The sequence below is a fragment of the Homoserinimonas aerilata genome (genome assembly GCF_006716125.1).
GTDB lineage: Bacteria > Actinomycetota > Actinomycetes > Actinomycetales > Microbacteriaceae > Homoserinimonas > Homoserinimonas aerilata.
On record NZ_VFOM01000001.1, the window covers coordinates 1,399,086 to 1,414,290 of the forward strand.

General features: G+C 65.8%; 17 protein-coding genes. 8 read left to right on the forward strand and 9 right to left on the reverse strand.

Annotated features, from left to right (window positions below):
• The first annotated feature begins 45 nt into the window (after nucleotides 1-45).
• Nucleotides 46-1,107: a YeiH family protein gene (locus FB562_RS06585; RefSeq protein ID WP_141880418.1), complete on the forward strand. Its 1,062-nt coding sequence runs from the start codon at nucleotides 46-48 to the stop codon at nucleotides 1,105-1,107.
• Nucleotides 1,108-1,209: 102 nt separating this feature from the next.
• Here FB562_RS06585 and FB562_RS06590 read toward each other — a convergent pair whose 3' ends face one another.
• A complete protein-coding gene (locus tag FB562_RS06590; RefSeq protein WP_042538356.1) occupies nucleotides 1,210-1,563 on the reverse strand; it encodes a MerR family transcriptional regulator in 354 nt (117 codons plus the stop codon).
• Nucleotides 1,564-1,755: 192 nt separating this feature from the next.
• Here FB562_RS06590 and FB562_RS06595 point away from each other — a divergent pair, with 192 nt between their 5' ends.
• The 3 genes from FB562_RS06595 (at nucleotide 1,756) to FB562_RS06605 (ending at nucleotide 4,897) form a co-directional block, all read left to right on the forward strand.
• Nucleotides 1,756-3,273: a SulP family inorganic anion transporter gene (locus tag FB562_RS06595; RefSeq protein WP_042538242.1), complete on the forward strand. Its 1,518-nt coding sequence runs from the start codon at nucleotides 1,756-1,758 to the stop codon at nucleotides 3,271-3,273.
• 273 nt (nucleotides 3,274-3,546) lie between these two features.
• On the forward strand, nucleotides 3,547-4,128 hold the full coding sequence (locus tag FB562_RS06600; protein WP_042538244.1) for a hypothetical protein: 582 nt from the start codon (nucleotides 3,547-3,549) through the stop codon (nucleotides 4,126-4,128).
• 223 nt (nucleotides 4,129-4,351) lie between these two features.
• Complete coding sequence (locus FB562_RS06605; protein WP_136057006.1) at nucleotides 4,352-4,897, forward strand: hypothetical protein; 546 nt, start codon at nucleotides 4,352-4,354, stop codon at nucleotides 4,895-4,897.
• A 276-nt stretch (nucleotides 4,898-5,173) separates the two neighbouring features.
• Here FB562_RS06605 and FB562_RS06610 read toward each other — a convergent pair whose 3' ends face one another.
• The 5 genes from FB562_RS06610 to FB562_RS06630 form a co-directional block, all read right to left on the reverse strand.
• On the reverse strand, nucleotides 5,174-5,539 hold the full coding sequence (locus FB562_RS06610) for a rhodanese-like domain-containing protein (protein WP_042538246.1): 366 nt from the start codon (nucleotides 5,537-5,539) through the stop codon (nucleotides 5,174-5,176).
• A 32-nt stretch (nucleotides 5,540-5,571) separates the two neighbouring features.
• Entirely contained in the window at nucleotides 5,572-6,090 is a 519-nt protein-coding gene (locus FB562_RS06615; RefSeq protein ID WP_042538248.1) for a DUF4395 domain-containing protein, read from the reverse strand.
• A 20-nt stretch (nucleotides 6,091-6,110) separates the two neighbouring features.
• On the reverse strand, nucleotides 6,111-6,881 hold the full coding sequence (locus tag FB562_RS06620) for a sulfite exporter TauE/SafE family protein (RefSeq protein ID WP_136057005.1): 771 nt from the start codon (nucleotides 6,879-6,881) through the stop codon (nucleotides 6,111-6,113).
• A gap of 17 nt (nucleotides 6,882-6,898) precedes the next feature.
• A complete protein-coding gene (locus FB562_RS06625; RefSeq protein ID WP_042538252.1) occupies nucleotides 6,899-8,308 on the reverse strand; it encodes an MBL fold metallo-hydrolase in 1,410 nt (469 codons plus the stop codon).
• Nucleotides 8,309-8,468: 160 nt separating this feature from the next.
• On the reverse strand, nucleotides 8,469-8,834 hold the full coding sequence (locus tag FB562_RS06630; RefSeq protein WP_042538256.1) for a thioredoxin family protein: 366 nt from the start codon (nucleotides 8,832-8,834) through the stop codon (nucleotides 8,469-8,471).
• 294 nt (nucleotides 8,835-9,128) lie between these two features.
• Between FB562_RS06630 and FB562_RS06640 the strand changes: the two genes are divergently transcribed.
• The 4 genes from FB562_RS06640 (at nucleotide 9,129) to FB562_RS06655 (ending at nucleotide 12,402) form a co-directional block, all read left to right on the forward strand.
• Nucleotides 9,129-9,422: a metal-sensitive transcriptional regulator gene (locus FB562_RS06640; RefSeq protein ID WP_042538258.1), complete on the forward strand. Its 294-nt coding sequence runs from the start codon at nucleotides 9,129-9,131 to the stop codon at nucleotides 9,420-9,422.
• A 168-nt stretch (nucleotides 9,423-9,590) separates the two neighbouring features.
• Nucleotides 9,591-10,478, forward strand: a complete 888-nt coding sequence (gene lgt / locus FB562_RS06645; RefSeq protein WP_052492873.1) for a prolipoprotein diacylglyceryl transferase — start codon at nucleotides 9,591-9,593, stop codon at nucleotides 10,476-10,478.
• Between the two features lie 236 nt (nucleotides 10,479-10,714).
• Nucleotides 10,715-11,428 carry a response regulator transcription factor gene (locus tag FB562_RS06650; protein ID WP_228385636.1) on the forward strand — a complete coding sequence of 238 codons (714 nt, stop codon included), beginning with the start codon at nucleotides 10,715-10,717 and terminating at the stop codon, nucleotides 11,426-11,428.
• Nucleotides 11,425-12,402 carry a sensor histidine kinase gene (locus tag FB562_RS06655; RefSeq protein WP_042538261.1) on the forward strand — a complete coding sequence of 326 codons (978 nt, stop codon included), beginning with the start codon at nucleotides 11,425-11,427 and terminating at the stop codon, nucleotides 12,400-12,402. The genes FB562_RS06650 and FB562_RS06655 overlap by 4 nt, the downstream gene beginning before the upstream one ends.
• Here FB562_RS06655 and FB562_RS06660 read toward each other — a convergent pair.
• From FB562_RS06660 to FB562_RS06670, 3 genes are read right to left on the reverse strand one after another with little or no spacing between them, the layout of a single operon-like run.
• Entirely contained in the window at nucleotides 12,393-13,232 is an 840-nt protein-coding gene (locus FB562_RS06660) for an FAD:protein FMN transferase (RefSeq protein ID WP_052492863.1), read from the reverse strand. The two genes, FB562_RS06655 and FB562_RS06660, sit on opposite strands and share 10 nt — an antisense overlap.
• Entirely contained in the window at nucleotides 13,232-13,711 is a 480-nt protein-coding gene (locus tag FB562_RS06665; protein ID WP_042538263.1) for an FMN-binding protein, read from the reverse strand. The genes FB562_RS06660 and FB562_RS06665 overlap by 1 nt, the downstream gene beginning before the upstream one ends.
• A 14-nt stretch (nucleotides 13,712-13,725) precedes the next feature.
• Complete coding sequence (locus FB562_RS06670; protein WP_042538265.1) at nucleotides 13,726-15,147, reverse strand: ferredoxin reductase family protein; 1,422 nt, start codon at nucleotides 15,145-15,147, stop codon at nucleotides 13,726-13,728.
• Between the last annotated feature and the right edge of the window lie 58 nt (nucleotides 15,148-15,205).

Genomic DNA, 15,205 nt, shown 5'->3' on the forward strand with positions numbered 1-15,205 from the left:
TATCTGCCTCTACTCGCACGAGCGGTCCGAGGAAATGATGGATGCATGACCCATGCCCAGGACGTTGCGACCGCCCGACCGGAACACACGCTGCTTGCCCGAGTCCGCGCGCTGCTGCCCGGGCTTGTCCTCTGCCTCGCCGCGGCCGGAGCATCGTACGGGGTCAGCCTGCTGCTGCCGGGAGTCAGCCCGCTCATTATCGCGATCGTGCTTGGCGTACTCCTGGCCAACGTCGTCCGGCTGCCAGCAGCGGCCTCCGACGGCATCGACTTCTCCGCGAAAAAGCTCCTGCGCGCCGGCATCGTCTTCCTCGGACTCCAACTGGTACTGACAGACATCCTCGAACTCGGAGCCCCGATGCTGGTCGTCATCGTGTGCATTGTCGCCGGCGGACTGTTCGGCACCGTTCTCCTGGGGAAGCTGCTACGGGTTCCATCCGGGCTCTCGCTGCTAATCGCCTGCGGATTCTCCATCTGCGGCGCGGCAGCCGTGGCGGGCGCGGCAGGGGTCACCGACCCGGACGACGAGGCCGAGGAAGACACCATCACCGCGGTCGCCCTCGTGGTGATCTTCGGAACGCTGATGATTCCCCTCGTCCCACTGATCACGGACCTGCTTGGCCTGGGCTCCGAGACGGCCGGGATGTGGGCAGGGGGTTCCATCCATGAAATCGCGCAAGTCGTCGCCGCTGGAGGCATCATCGGTGGCGGAGCGCTCACGGTCGCGGTCATCGTCAAACTCGCCCGAGTGCTGCTGCTCGCCCCTGTCGTGGCCATCCTTAGCATCCGGCAGCGCCGTCTCAGCCGTACGGCAGGCGAACCCGGTCAACAGATGTCGCATTCGAAGCTGCCGCCCGTCGTCCCGCTGTTCATCATCGGGTTCATCGCCATGGTGCTCCTGCGTTCCTTTATCCCTCTGCCGGACTTCGTGCTGACGACCGGCGGGCTGCTGCAGACAGGGTTGCTGGCTGCAGCGATGTTCGGACTCGGCTGCGGCGTCAAGATTCGGAACCTCATCAAGGTGGGCCTCAAGCCCTTCGCCCTCGCCGCGCTCTCCACCCTCCTCGTCGCCACCATCGCCTATTGCGGAGTCACCCTCGCCGGCTGAACATGGCCGGCACCAGGGCGTCACTACGCGCCGCAAACGATCGTTTTCGGCAGACCGATCGACTATGGGCCGAGGCCTCCAACGCGGTGCATCCGTCTCTCTTTAGAGCTGACCGAGCAGTTGCACGAACTCGTCGGCCATGGCGAGCTGCTCCGTGAGTTTCTGGCGACGCTGGTCGGCGCCGTCGCGGATGTCATCGATCCGGGCGCGCAACGCCACGTCGCTCGGGTCGACGGTGAGGGCGTCGACGACGTCGAGGAGTTCGCGCATCTCGTCGAGGGTGTATCCCAACGGTTTCATTCTGCGGATGATGAGGATGCGATCGACATCTTTCTCGGTGTAAAGCCGGAACCCGCCCTCCGTGCGCGCGGACGGCTGCACGAGCCCCACGTCGTCCCAGTGTCGAAGCGAGCGGAACGAGAGCGCCGTGCGCTCGGCCACTTCGCCGATCCGCATCGTCTCGACGGTCCTGTGTTCGTCTTCCACTGATTTCCCCACAACACTCACGTTACGTTAGAGTCTAGATCGGCGCGGCTCTCGCGCCCGCTCCCCTTATCTTTCCGTGTCGGCCTGACCGACGCCTGCGCACCGCTGCGCTCCCATTCGTTTCCCGCGCTCTCACGAGAGAGCCCAGCACCCGGAGGGCACATGACTGCCGTCACCCCCACCCGCGACTCCGCGTCGCGTTACCGCATCGAACCCACCGTCATGCAGGCGCTGCGCAGCCCGCGCCTTTTGACCCGTGAAGTCCTCGCGGGCCTCGTCGTCGCCCTTGCCCTGATCCCGGAGGCGATCGCGTTCTCGATCATCGCGGGCGTCGACCCCCGAGTCGGCCTGTTCTCGTCCTTCATCATGGCCGTCGCGATCGCGTTCCTCGGCGGACGCCCTGCCATGATCACCGCGGCCACCGGAGCAATCGCGCTCGTCATCGCGCCCGTCGCTCGTGAGTACGGCATGGACTACTTCATCGCCACGGTCCTGCTCGGTGGACTCATCCAGATCGTCCTCGCGTTGCTCGGGGTCGCCAAGCTGATGCGGTTCATCCCGCGCTCGGTGATGGTCGGGTTCGTGAACGCTCTGGCGATCTTGATCTTCACTTCGCAGTTTCCGCAGCTCATCGGCGTTCCCTGGCTGGTCTACCCGCTCGTCGCGGTCGGCCTGCTGGTGATGTATCTCATGCCGCGGATCACGAAGGTGATCCCGGCGCCACTCGTCGCGATCGTGCTGCTCACCGCGGCAGTCGTGGTCTTCGCGTGGAACGTGCCGAACGTGGGCGATCAGGGAGAACTTCCCGAGAGCTTGCCGGCGCTGTTCATTCCGAATGTGCCGCTCACCTTCGAGACGCTGCAGATCATCGCTCCCTACGCGCTGGCTATGGCCGTGGTCGGCCTGCTCGAGTCGCTCATGACCGCGAAGCTCGTTGACGACATCACCGACACCCACTCCCGCAAGACCCGCGAGGCACTTGGACAGGGCGCCGCGAACGTTCTCTCCGGCGCGTTCGGCGGCATGGGTGGCTGCGCGATGATCGGCCAGACCATGATCAACGTCAAAGCCTCCGGCGCACGCACCCGGATCTCGACCTTCCTCGCCGGCGTCTTCCTGCTGGTCCTCGTGCTCGCGCTCGGCGACGTGGTGGCGATCATTCCCATGGCAGCGCTCGTCGCCGTCATGATCCTCGTCTCGATTGCGACTTTCGACTGGCACAGCATCCGCCTGAGCACGCTCAAGCGCATGCCGAAGAGCGAGACCGCCGTCATGCTCATCACCGTCATCGCCACCGTCTGGACCCACAACCTCGCCGTTGGCGTCATCCTCGGAGTCGTGGCCGCGATGATCATGTTCGCCCGACGCGTCGCACACTTCGTCAGCGTCACCCGCACCCTCAGTGACGACGGCGACACAGCGCATTACGCCGTCGATGGAGAACTCTTCTTCGCCTCCAGCAACGACCTCACCACCCAGTTCGAGTACGGCGACGACCCCGACACGGTAGTCATCGACATGAGTCACTCCCACGTCTGGGACGCTTCCACCGTGGCCGCCCTCGACGCCATCGTCACCAAGTACGAAAACCACGGGAAGACCGTCACCATCCAAGGCCTGAACGACACCGCAGCAGCGTTCCACGGCCGCCTCACCGGAAACCTCGGCGCCGGGCACTGAGTCACGATTCACGCAAGAAGAAGGGGCGGCCTCGGGTCGCCCCTTCTTCGTCATCCACCGACGCCGCCGCTCCTCGACCCTCAAGCTCGGCATCGAGCGCGAGGCTCGGCCCTCCAGCGCGCCGAAACAGTCTGCCGAAACCGGCTTCCGGTGCACGTTTGCGGCACCCCTCGCAGAGCAGAATACGAAATCACGCCGTAAACGATCGTTTTCGGCACTCCACAACTACGGAGTATGCCCTTCGTCAGATGAGACCCACCGTAGGCTCAGAGGATGAGCACGGGTCAGGTGTTGCGCATCCCGTTCGAGTCGAAGGGGTTTGCAGGCGTCGTCACTGTAGACACGGTGACGAGCACGAACATTTCGCAGACTGGGCTGAACGCCCTTCTGAACGATGTGCCACACGAACGGCTCATCGGCTACCCGATCATGACGGCAACCGTTGAGCATGCCGGCTCCGGCTACAACGCTGTGTTCGCCTGGGTTCAGTTCGTGGAGATGACCCCCGCAGATGAATCGCCCTCGACAGCGTTCTTGGACAATATGCCGAGCCTGAACCAGCAGGGTCCTTTCAGTTCGCTTGGGTTTCTGCCGACGCTGTTTGACGCCCCCGCGAATCCCAACGCGCCAGACCTTCAATGGCGCGCCCATTCATATCTTGTCCGGTTCTCTGTTTACGAACCGCGAGTGATCACGCCGATTGCAGCGTTCCAATGGGGGTACGACCTATGCGCGGGAAAGCCCAGCGTCGTACATGCGACCCCTCTTCCCTGGCAAGACATGCTGCGCTGGACGAGCTCGCTGCCTGACTCGTTAGGCGGTTGGGACGTTAACGTAGCTCCCGACGCTGACTAGTGGCGAGCTCCTAGCGTCGCTGTCACCCGCACGCTCAGCCGAAAACCTCTGCCGCTTGGTGGTTACGCCGCGCGTTTTCGGCAGGCCTTCCGTTGCACACGCCAGGATCGCGCCGTAAACGATCGATTTCGGCTGCGATCGCGGCTATTCTCCGGGGGATCCCGTTGAACCACATCTCCGACATTTCTCGAGCTTCGGAGTGAGAGAGTGAGAGAGTGAGAGCGTGGAGATGAGGCGGAAGGGCAGAGCGGGCGCGATGTTCCTCTGCGCAATCGTGGCGACGACAACATTCACAGGATGCGCTGTCGAATACCATGGCTATCCCAGCGGAATAGATGGTGTGCTCTGGCGACAAGTCGCATCCTTCGAAGATCCTCTATCCCAGCGTCTCTACAGTCCCCCAGTTGATGGTCCGACGGCTTACCTCGACACCCTTCCTGGCGCACGGTGGGATGGCGACGCCCTCTCAGCGGCTGAGTTCGAGATCGAGCAGGGTGGCATCGTCCTCTACAACATCTCTTCGACGGATGCCTTCGCTCACGTCTCGGTGTTCATCGCCTCAGGACCACGACCGGCCATCCCGACCGATGATGGCTATGCCTACAACGGGCCAAGCGAGGTTTACACCTGCTACGACGTGAGGGCCGATTTTCGCTCGCAGCCAATGCCGTCAGCAGAACGAGACATCCTCACGAAGTGTCCAACACCCCTCGTGGAACTCTTAGCCGAGGATGCCGCATTTGCTAGTGGTGAGGTGTTCGACGGGTAGGCATCGACTTTTTCCGTCCGCCGGCGATCAACGGGAGCTGCCGAAAGCGCCTGCCGAAACGCGCTTCCGGCGAACGTTAGTGGCACCCTCGAAAGCGCACGACACCTGACCTCACCGTAAACGATCGTTTTCGGTGGGCTAAGGCGAGCAGGTTTGAACAGTCGGGGCGGGCATCTGGCGACCCCGCCCCGACTGTGCATCGCGAGGCAGTGCTCGAGCGATGCGGTGGCGTGCTGTGCACGCAGGTACGTGCTCGTGGGGGCGAGCACGTACGTCTCAGGGCTGCACGACGGGGAGGCCTGTCGTGGCGGCGGCGTCTTCCAGGGAGCCGAGGTTGAGGAGGTCGGTGAAGCCGGCCTGCTTCATCAGGTCGATGGCGACTCCTGCCCGGTTACCTGAACGGCAGTAGACGAGGTAGGTGGCTTCGGGGTCAAGGTCCGGCAGCGCAGCTTGGAGGTCGCCGCCCGTGACGTCGAGCAGGAGGGCGCCGTCGAGGTGGCCGGTGGCGCGCTCGGCGGGGGTGCGCACGTCGATGATGACCGCGTCGGGGCCGAGGTCAGCCTGTGGTGTGGGTGTGCTGGCGCAGGAGGTGAGCGTGAGTGCGGTGATGACGGCGAGGGTGGTGAGGGTTAGGCGGCCCATGTGCGTCCTTTCGTTGTGAGGGAGCGAGAGTGTCAGCGGTCGCAGGCGCCGTTGGCGCAGTGGCGGGTGGGCTGCCTACTGAAGCGTTGGTGCAGGGCACATCCCGCGCACCACCCGAGGGTGGCTTCTAGGAGCAGGACTGTGAAGCAGACTCCGCAGAGCCCGAGAGTCACGGGTAGCGGGACCATTCCAGCGCTCATCGTCACGCACGAGATAGCAGCGAGACCGAGGGCGAGCCACCAGGCGAAGACCTTCTGCGGCGCGCCCACCCAGTGCCGACGGCGGCGGCGTGTCAGAGCACGGCCGAGGGCGAGAGTGAGGGACAGCCGGTCGCTGATGAGTACGCGCGTCGTCATGTCGAGGAGGAAGAACATGCCGAACATCTGCAGCGGCCTGATGCTGTCGGAGGCGAGCGTGATGGTAAGGGCGGTGATGCCTATGGCGAGGAGGATGCCGGCGGCGATGCGGACGGCGTGCTCGTCGAGGACGGGCACCTCGTATCCGTCGACGTGTTCCCCGGTGCGGGGCGCGGTGTCGGTCGCGTGAGGCATGGGCTTCTTTCTGGTGGTGGTCAGGCGGAGAGCGTCTGAATGATGAGGGTGGCGAGCATGGTCAGCCCCACGGCCAGCACCAGAACCCCGAACCCGGTCCGGATGCCGGCAGCCGGGAGGCGATGCGACAGTGCCAGACCGATGAAGGATCCAGCGACGGCGAGCGCGGTGAAGGTGAGGACGATGGGCCAGTGGATGGCCACGGTCGTGATCTGGGTGAGGAAGCCGGCGGACGAGTTCACGGCGACGACTAGCAGCGATGTCCCCACTGCAGCGGCGATGGGCTGGCCGAGGAAGGTGAGGGCGGGGACGATGAGGAACCCGCCGCCTGCTCCCAGTGCCCCTGTGAGGACTCCCACGCCGAGTCCCGTAGCTGTCGTTCGGATTCCACGGACGACCGGCCGCGTCGGAGGGCGCGCCGCGCGTCCTCGTCGCGGCCGCATCATGGCGATCGCTGTGACGATCATGATCGCCGCGAACAGAACGGTGAGCACGGTTTCTGGTAGCAGCTGACCAACCATCCCGCCACCGATTCCCCCGATCAAGCCGGTCGCCGCGAAGACGCCGGCGACTTTCCAGCGCACCTCGCGTCGGCGCACACGGAAGGCGGCGGAGACGGCGCTGGTGATAGCGACGACGAAGAGAGAGGAGACGATCGTCTCCCTCGTTCCGATGCCCAGGACGAGGGAGAAGATGGGGAAAGTGAGGATGGAGCCCCCGCCGCCGAGGAGCCCGAGTGCGACACCGACAAGGGCCGCGAGAGTCATCGCGAGGATGATGGAGGTGTCCACTCGAGCTCCTCGGCCGCTCAGGCGGCCGTCGGCCGAGACGGCGTCGCGGCGAGCCAGGCGTTGTAGCTGCCTTCGATCTCGATGACGTCGAGGCCGGCCCGGCGCAGGGCGCTGGCGGCGACGCTGTTGCGGACGCCGCTCTGGCAGTAGGTGAGGATCTTGCCGGCGGGCAGTTCGTCGGTGTGCCAGAGGGCCCGACCACCGGAGAGCTGCGCGGCGCCGGGGATGTGCCCGGCGTTGTACTCGGTACGGTTTCGCACGTCGAGGAGGAGCGCCGCGTCGACCTGGTCCAGGTCGGTGGGGGCGATCGTCTTGGGCTGCACCGTGGGGAGGCCATCGAGTGTGGTGATGAACCCGTCGACCTGATCGATGCCGACCCGCAGCAGATGATCCCGGAACCGGGCCGCGGCGTCCCCCGAGTCGATGATGAGGACGAGCGGCCGCGTCTCGGTGTCGGGGTCGTAGACCCAGGCGCCGTAGCTGGCTGCTTTCGCGACTCCGGGCACGTTCAGCGCGCCCTGAACAGTGCCCTCGTGCACGAGGGAGTGGTGGCGGGTGTCGACCATGATGACCCGGTCGGCGTCGATGTCGGCGTCAAGATCGAAGACGCTGCGCTCGAGGAGCGGAGGAAGTTCGCCCAGCACGGCCGGTCCGACGCGGTTCTGCCGCTTCATTCGTGCGAAGTAGGCGTGTGCGTCGGGCTGATCGTTCAACAGCGTGTCGATGAATCCCTGCTCATCGCCGGCCTCGAGGTAGGGAGCCCACCAGGCGAAACGCCGCTCGTATCCGACTGTCGAGCTTGGGACGGCGCCGAGCGCCTTGCCGCAGGCGGACCCCGACCCGTGCGCGGGGAGCACCTGCACGTAGTCGGGCAGGGTGAGGAAGTGGTCGCGGAGGCTCGCGAATAGATCCCGTGCGCCGTCGAAGCGGGTGTCGATGCCGCCTGCGGCCTCGTCCAGCAGGTCCGGGCGTCCGACGTCCCCGACGAACACGAAGTCACCGGTGAGGACATAGCCCGGCTCGGAGGTCGTGGCGCCGTCGATGACGAGGAAGGACAGGTGCTCGGGGGTGTGCCCGGGAGTGTGGACCGCCTCGACCGTGATGTTGCCGACCGTGATGCGGTGACCGTGCATTATCCGGGTGGCGTCTTGGAACCCGACACCGTACTGCCAGTCCGGGCCGCCCTCGCCGGAGACATACATCGTCGCCCCGGTACGGGCTGCGAGCTCGCGGGTGCCGGAGAGGTAGTCGGCGTGGATGTGGGTCTCGGTGACCGCGGTGATGGTCATGCTGTTCTTCGCGGCGAGGTCGAGGTAGACCTGGATGTCGCGGCGCGGGTCGACGACGATCGCTTCACCGGTGCGCTGGCAGCCGATGATGTAGCTGGCGTGGGCGAGGTCGTCGTCGTAGAGGCGTTCGAGGAGCATAAGGGTCTCCGTCGCTTTCTTCTGGGTCAGTGCGTGCAAGTGCAGCGCTGGGATACGGGGACGCCCGCGAGGGCTTGTTCGATGTGCTGGCCGCAGCCGTCCCAGGTGGGCTTGCCGCAGGAGGAGCAGGTGATTCGTGCGCACATGGTGCCAGGTCCTTTCAGGGGGTAGCGGTGTTGGCGAGCTGGCGGCGGACGTCGTCCATGTCCAGTTCGCGGGCCTTCTCGATGAGCAGCTCGAGCTGCGGTTCGGCAAGAGCTCCCGGCTGCCGGTAGACCAGGACGCCGTCGCGGACGACCATCAGGGTCGGAATCGAGGTGATGCGGTGGGCGGAGGCCAGAGCGGTCTCGGCCTCGGTGTCGACCTTCCCGAAGAGGATGTCGGGGTGCCTGTCGGATGCTGCATCGAATACCGGGGCGAAGGCCCGGCAGGGTCCACACCACTCAGCCCAGAAGTCGATCAGCGCGATGCCCTCGGCGTGGGTGAGCTGTTCGAAGTTCCCGGTGGTCAGTTCAACAGTTGCCATCGCCGATCACCGTCCGAACAGGCGGGCGAAGAAGCCACCCCGCTGAGACTGGGCGGCCTGGACTTCGGCACGGGTATGGCTGCCATTGCACCAGTCGGATGCGGGCACGGATTTCCGCACGGATGCGACGTGCTGACCGCACCCGGTCCAGGTCGTCTTTCCACAGGTGTGGCACTTCGTTGCTCTGCACATACGCTGATCTCCTTGCTCGGCGATACCCCGGGGAGTATCAGTTCATGTGAATACGATACCCCAGGGGGTATAGTGGTTGTCAACTCGACGGAAGGACCACCCATGACCGACACCCTCGTCACCGGCGACCCGCTCGTCCACGACCCCGAAGCCAAGCGCAAAGTCGTCAACCGCCTCAAGCGAGCTCAGGGCCAGCTGGCGGCGGTCATTACGGCCGTCGAGGACGACGCGCACTGCCGCGACGTCGTGCAGCAGCTCTCCGCCGTCTCGAAGGCCCTCGACCGGGCCGGATTCCTCGTGATCTCGACCGCGCTGCGGGAATGCCTCACCGATCCGGACGCCGACGACGTCACCTCCCCCGCCGAGTTGGAGAAGCTCTTCCTCTCCCTGGCCTGAACCGGTCAGGCCCGCTCCTCGGGGCCCTCGCCTGGTGACCTGGGAGGAGTTCGACGATTCCCGTGTCGAACACCGTTAGTCTTCCCAGGGCGCTGTTCGCATGGGACCGGCGCTGAACAATGATGTGTTGAAGCATTCACAGTGATGCCAGATGAGGAGCGGTGCTTCGTGCTTTTGACGAGTCTTCCCAGCCCCCCACCGTCGTGGGCACAGTTCACCCTCGGGCCGCTCACAATCCACACCTACGCGCTGTGCATCATCGCCGGGATCATCGCCGCCGTGATCATCACCCAACGACGCCTGTCGGCACGAGGCGCGGAGGACGGCGTGGTTGTCGACATCGTCATCTGGGCTGTCCCGATCGGCATCATCGGAGCCCGGTTCTATCACGTGTTCACCCACGTCGGGGACTACTTCTATCCGGGCGCGAACCTCGGGAACATCTTCGCCATCTGGGACGGCGGCAACGCCCTCTACGGGTCCCTCCTGGGCGGCGCTGTCGGTGCGTACATCGGCTGCCGACGAACCGGTATCCGGCTGTGGTCCTTCGCCGACGCTCTCGCGCCCGCGATGCTCATCGCGCAGTCCATGGGTCGGATCGGCAACTACTTCAACCACGAACTCTTCGGGCTGCCCACCACGCTGCCGTGGGGGCTCGAGATCCTGCCGACGGACACCATGTTCCCGGACGGCCTCCCGGCCGGAACGCTGTTCCACCCGCTGTTCCTGTACGAGATCATCTGGAACCTGATCGGCGTGGCGATCATCCTCCTCCTCGAGCGCAGATACCGGTTCCGGTGGGGACGAACCTTCGCCCTCTATATGATCTGGTACGGCCTCGGACGCAGCTGGCTCGAGGCCATCAGGATCGACCCCACCAGCGACGCCCTGTTCGGCATCCCCGCGAACGTCTGGGCATCCGTCGTCGTCGTCGCCCTCGGCATCGCGCTATTCGTCGTCCAGGGGCGACGACACCCCGAACCCGAACCCTCCGTGTACCAAGAAGGACGCGCGCCAGCGGTGGAACATCAGCCCAGCAGCGCAGACGAGAGCTGAACGCCACCCACACCTCCAGCTGTCAGCTAGTTCTGTCTAAGCGATCACGGACACAACGCCTCTTGACGTGGTGCGCCGAAAATCCCTGCCGAGAGGGGTTTCCGAAGATCGTTTGTGGCGCCTCATAAGGAGCCACCGGGCCAGTGACGCCAAAACGATCGTTTCTGGTGTGACGGACGACGGCATGCGGAAGATCATCCGGGTTACCCGACCCGGTTTGCGCCGGGCGTACGCTGATGGTCTCGATCGCGGAAGACGGGACGACGACCATGGGCGACTCGGCACAGGGGCCACGCGGTTCGCTGCTCTATGTTGAAGATGATGCGGAGATCGCTGCGCTGACCGTCGAAGTGCTGGAAGAGGTGTACGACGTCGAGCATGCCGCGGACGGCGAGACCGCGCTCCGGCTCGCGCTGAGCAGGCGATACGACGCCATGGTGGTCGATCGACGCCTCCCCGGCATGGACGGCGTCGATTTCATCTGTGCCGTGCGTACCGCGCACATCACGACGCCGGTCCTGATGCTGACCGCGCTCGGCACCGTGGACGATCGTGTCACCGGTCTCGACGGCGGAGCGAACGACTACCTGGTGAAGCCGTTCGATTACGACGAGCTGCTGGCGCGCCTTCGGGCGCTGCGACGCGCGTTCAGGGCTGATGGGGTACGTCGACGCCTCGGCGAGTGGGTGTTCACGCCGGACGCCCAGGCCGCGTACGATCCATCTGGAATCCGAGTGGCGCTGACGGCGACGGAGAGCGCGCTCCTGGAGCTGTTGAGCACCAGCCCCGAGCACGTGTTCAGTCGGGACGAGATCCTCCGCGCCGTGTTCCATGAAGGAGATACGACGAGTTCGGTGGACACGTACGTGCACTATGTGCGGCGCAAGACGTCCCCCGACATGATCGAGACCGTCCGCGCACGCGGCTACCGCGCGGGAACACCGTCATGAGCGACGCCGATAATCGACGCGTGCGTCGCGCAGCGCTATCCATCGGACTCTGGGTCGGAGTCTCGTCGGGTGTGATCGTCGCGATCGGCATCGGCGTGCTGATCGCGGTGGTGCTCTCAACGTCGCGCCGCGAAGGCGAGGAGCACGGCGGCGGCTGGTTCGGCGGTCCCGCCGGAACGCGGGACGACTTCATCGTCGACATCGACGTGATCGTTCCGGCCGTGATCATCATCGGAGTGATCGGCGTGGTGCTGCTCGGGGTTGTCGCCGCGGTCGCCGCTCGACGATCGGTCCGCCCGCTCGGGGAGGCGCTGCGTCGGCAGCGAAACTTCGTGGCCGACGCGAGCCACGAACTGCGTACGCCGCTGACGGCGCTGACGAGCCGTATCCAGGTGTTGCAACGCCGTCATGACCGAGGCGAGGACCTCGGAGCGGGTCTCACCAACCTCCGGCGCGATGCGGACATGATGGCCGACGTGCTCAACGACCTGCTCATCGCCGCGGAAGGAGAATCGTTCGCCGACGGGAACGCGGACGTCGCGACAGCGGCGGCGACAGCGGTCGCAGCGATGACGACGAGCGAGAAGCGCTCCGAGGTCTCGCTCGCGATCACCGTGGATCAGGAGGTGAAGGCGCAGCTGCCGGAAGTCACGCTCGTCCGCATCCTGGTCGCGCTGCTCGACAACGCCGTGCAGCACTCCCCGGCGCGAGGTACCGTCTCGATCCGCATCGCGCGGGACGCCCGCAACGTGACGGTGCGCGTCATCGACGAGGGCTCCGGGATCGAAGGCATCTCGCCCGAGCAGGTCTTCGAGCGCTTCGCGCGTCCGCGCGAGAGTGGGCGCCCTCGCAGCTTCGGTCTCGGACTCTCACTCGTGCGAGATGTCGCTCGCCGTGCCGGAGGGTCCATCGAGGTCGAACGGTCGACAGCATCCGGCACGACTTTCCTGCTCACACTGCCGGCTCATCCCTGAACGAGTGCGTCTCCTCCGATCGGATGCGAACCGACCGTCGTCGTCTGCACGTCCACCATCGTCGTGCCGAGCCAGCGGGTCACGCGACGATCAGCATCGACGACGATGCCGGTGCGCGACCCCGCAGCCGCGATCCACGAGCGGTTCGCCGGGCCGGCCACCACGGCAGCGGTCGCCCAGACGTCCGCTTGCGTGAGACCGTCGGTCACGATCGTGGCCGACGCGGTGCCTGTCGCGGGCCTACCGGTGCGCGGATCGAGGATATGATGCCCGCGCTCCGCCGTCCCTGAGGTCGCCACCGCACCGTTCACCACGTCGACCACCGCGATCAACTGACCGCGGTCGTGCGGGTCGGCGATTCCCACCGGCCATCGCCAGTCGGCTCCCTCGGCTGTGAACAGCTGCAGGTCTCCTCCGGCGTTGATGCCGACCGCGGTCGCGGCAGCCAGCAGCGGCTCGAGGTGCCGACGGCCCGCAGCTTCCACCGCCCAGCCCTTGACGTATCCCGTCGGGTCGAACCTTCCCCGCCACCGGGCGGAGACCAGGCCGCCAGTCTCCTCTTCGGCGCGTTCGCAGGCATCCGCGACCAGCGCCACCCTGCTGTCAGCGTCGGCGATGGAGAGTTCACCGCGACGGATGCGGCTGATGTCGGAATCAGTGCGATATGTCGAGAAGACCCGGTCGATGTCACGCAGTTCGTCGAAGCATGCTCGCACTGCCCGGTCGGCGCCCTCGTCGGTCATTTCCCCCGGAGCAATCAGATGGATGCTCATCGGAATGCCCATGATCTCCTCGACCCAGACCCGCGTCACCTCATTCGCGGTACGCATCAGCTCTGCGCCTGGTCGATCGCGCTCTGCAGCGACGAGAGGTAGCCACCGCTCGTGTATGTGGCACCGGACACCATCTGGATCTTCGAGCTCTGCGCCTGGATCGTCTCCGAGACGAGCCTCGGGATCGCGGTGCCGTTGATCTGCCGGTCCCGACCGTTGCTGTTCGGGTAATCGACCGCCTGTGCGTCCGTGATCTGTCCACCGGAGACGGTTATCTGCACCTGCACCGGCCCGTAGCGGGTCTGCGATGATGCGCCGGTGTAGGTTCCGTCGGCGAGGCCGGTGCCAGACATGGTTCCCGAGTTCGTCGATGTGGTTCCCGAGCCGCTCGCGCCGGTCTCGGCGGTCGTCAATGAACTGCCCGCTGTCGCCGCACTGGCGTCGGTCGGGGTGACCGCCTCCAGAGACGTTCGGTAGCTGAACAGCAGCACGAGTCCGCTGACGGTCGCGAGCAGCGTGTAGAGGATCTTCTTCATGGCCGTCTCCCTGCTCAGATCGTGAACGATTCGGAATGGATGCGATGGGCGGGGAACCCGGCGCCAACCAGGTCGCGCCTGAGGTCTTTCATCCAGGCCTCACCGCCACAGATGAACACGTCGTGGTCCTTCGGCTCCGGCACGAGATGGCGGAGGAGATCTGCGCCCGACCACGCCTCGTGCGTGGCAGGGATCCAGCTCGACGCGCCGGAAGATCGCGGGCCGATGAACGGCAGGTAGCTCAGGCCACGGGTACTGATGAGGTGAGCGATGGCCTCCTGCCGAAGAGCGTCCTCGGCCGCGGACTCCCGGGTGATAAGCATCGCTTCTCCCGGTCCGTAGCCTTCCGTCTCGAGCAGCGAGACGAGCGGTGCGACCCCGGCGCCTGCGCCGATCATAAGCAGCTTCGTCCCGGTCCTGCGCTCACCGGTCATCTCCCCGTATGGTCCTTCCACGATGACCCTGGTGCCAGGGAGCAGCGCGGTGAGGCGTCGCGTGCCGTCGCCCAGCACACGGGCAGTCAACGTCAGCTCGCTTCCCGGCGCAGCGGAGAGCGAGAACGGGTGCGCGCGAGTCCAGCCTGGTCCATCGAGGAACCGCCAGACGAAGAACTGACCAGCCCTGGCACCGAGCGTCGCGAGGTCGCGACCGGTGACCCGGATGGTGACGCCCCGAGCACCGTCCGCCTCGACCCCCGCCACCCGCAGGGCCCGACGAGTGGACCGCAGCAGCGGCATCCCGATGCGGAAGAGCAGTACCGATCCTGCGGAGAGCGCCCAGATCGACCACCAGTAGACGGTCGCGATCGGTGAGGACAGGAAGTCGGCGCCCGTCCACAGCTGGTGCGGCAGCGCGAGCCCGACGCCCAGGTACGCGTACAGGTGCAGGAGGTGCCAGGACTCGTACCGCAGGTGCCGACGAGCACGCCGGATCGAGGTGACGACCACGAGCAGGATCAGCAGAGTGCCGGCAGTCGCCAGGAGCATGCCGGGGTATTCCCAGATGAAGCTCCACAGCTGGACGAGCGGGTTGATGCCGGCAGCCATCGCGTAGCCCACCGCGAGCAGTGCGATGTGCGCGCCCATCAACCAGAACGACCAGAATCCGACGAAGCGATGCAGCCGCGTGATCCCGTCGCGACCGAATCCGCGCTCGAACAGCGGGACGCGCGCCATCAGCAGCACCTGATAGAGCAGCAGATTCGCCGCGACCAACCCGGTGAGGCGTCCGAGCGTCGTGACGGTCTCGGCGTTGACTCCCAGGACTGCGGTCACTCCACCACAGGCGATCCACAAAGCGACGACGAACAGGCTGGTCGCCCAGATCACCGTGATCGCCGCTGCACGCCAGACCCGCGCGCGGCCATGGGCTGCCCGCCGTGGCTCAGGGGAAGCGGCGGGGACGGAAGCACGCGGTCTCGTCGTCAGAGTGGTCATAGGGGAATCGTGCTGCGCCGACTCTGAGACAGGTCTAAGGAACGGCTCCCGATAGGCA

Coding starts and splice junctions, on each gene's coding strand:
- FB562_RS06670 (WP_042538265.1), bottom strand. CDS start 15,147: ATGACCACTCTGACGACGAGACCGCGTGCTTCCGTCCCCGCCGCTTCC.
- FB562_RS06600 (WP_042538244.1), top strand. CDS start 3,547: ATGAGCACGGGTCAGGTGTTGCGCATCCCGTTCGAGTCGAAGGGGTTT.
- FB562_RS06610 (WP_042538246.1), bottom strand. CDS start 5,539: ATGGGCCGCCTAACCCTCACCACCCTCGCCGTCATCACCGCACTCACG.
- FB562_RS06630 (WP_042538256.1), bottom strand. CDS start 8,834: ATGGCAACTGTTGAACTGACCACCGGGAACTTCGAACAGCTCACCCAC.
- FB562_RS06640 (WP_042538258.1), top strand. CDS start 9,129: ATGACCGACACCCTCGTCACCGGCGACCCGCTCGTCCACGACCCCGAA.
- FB562_RS06650 (WP_228385636.1), top strand. CDS start 10,715: ATGGTCTCGATCGCGGAAGACGGGACGACGACCATGGGCGACTCGGCA.
- FB562_RS06655 (WP_042538261.1), top strand. CDS start 11,425: ATGAGCGACGCCGATAATCGACGCGTGCGTCGCGCAGCGCTATCCATC.
- FB562_RS06660 (WP_052492863.1), bottom strand. CDS start 13,232: ATGCGTACCGCGAATGAGGTGACGCGGGTCTGGGTCGAGGAGATCATG.
- FB562_RS06615 (WP_042538248.1), bottom strand. CDS start 6,090: ATGCCTCACGCGACCGACACCGCGCCCCGCACCGGGGAACACGTCGAC.
- FB562_RS06625 (WP_042538252.1), bottom strand. CDS start 8,308: ATGCTCCTCGAACGCCTCTACGACGACGACCTCGCCCACGCCAGCTAC.
- FB562_RS06595 (WP_042538242.1), top strand. CDS start 1,756: ATGACTGCCGTCACCCCCACCCGCGACTCCGCGTCGCGTTACCGCATC.
- FB562_RS06585 (WP_141880418.1), top strand. CDS start 46: ATGACCCATGCCCAGGACGTTGCGACCGCCCGACCGGAACACACGCTG.
- FB562_RS06665 (WP_042538263.1), bottom strand. CDS start 13,711: ATGAAGAAGATCCTCTACACGCTGCTCGCGACCGTCAGCGGACTCGTG.
- FB562_RS06590 (WP_042538356.1), bottom strand. CDS start 1,563: ATGCGGATCGGCGAAGTGGCCGAGCGCACGGCGCTCTCGTTCCGCTCG.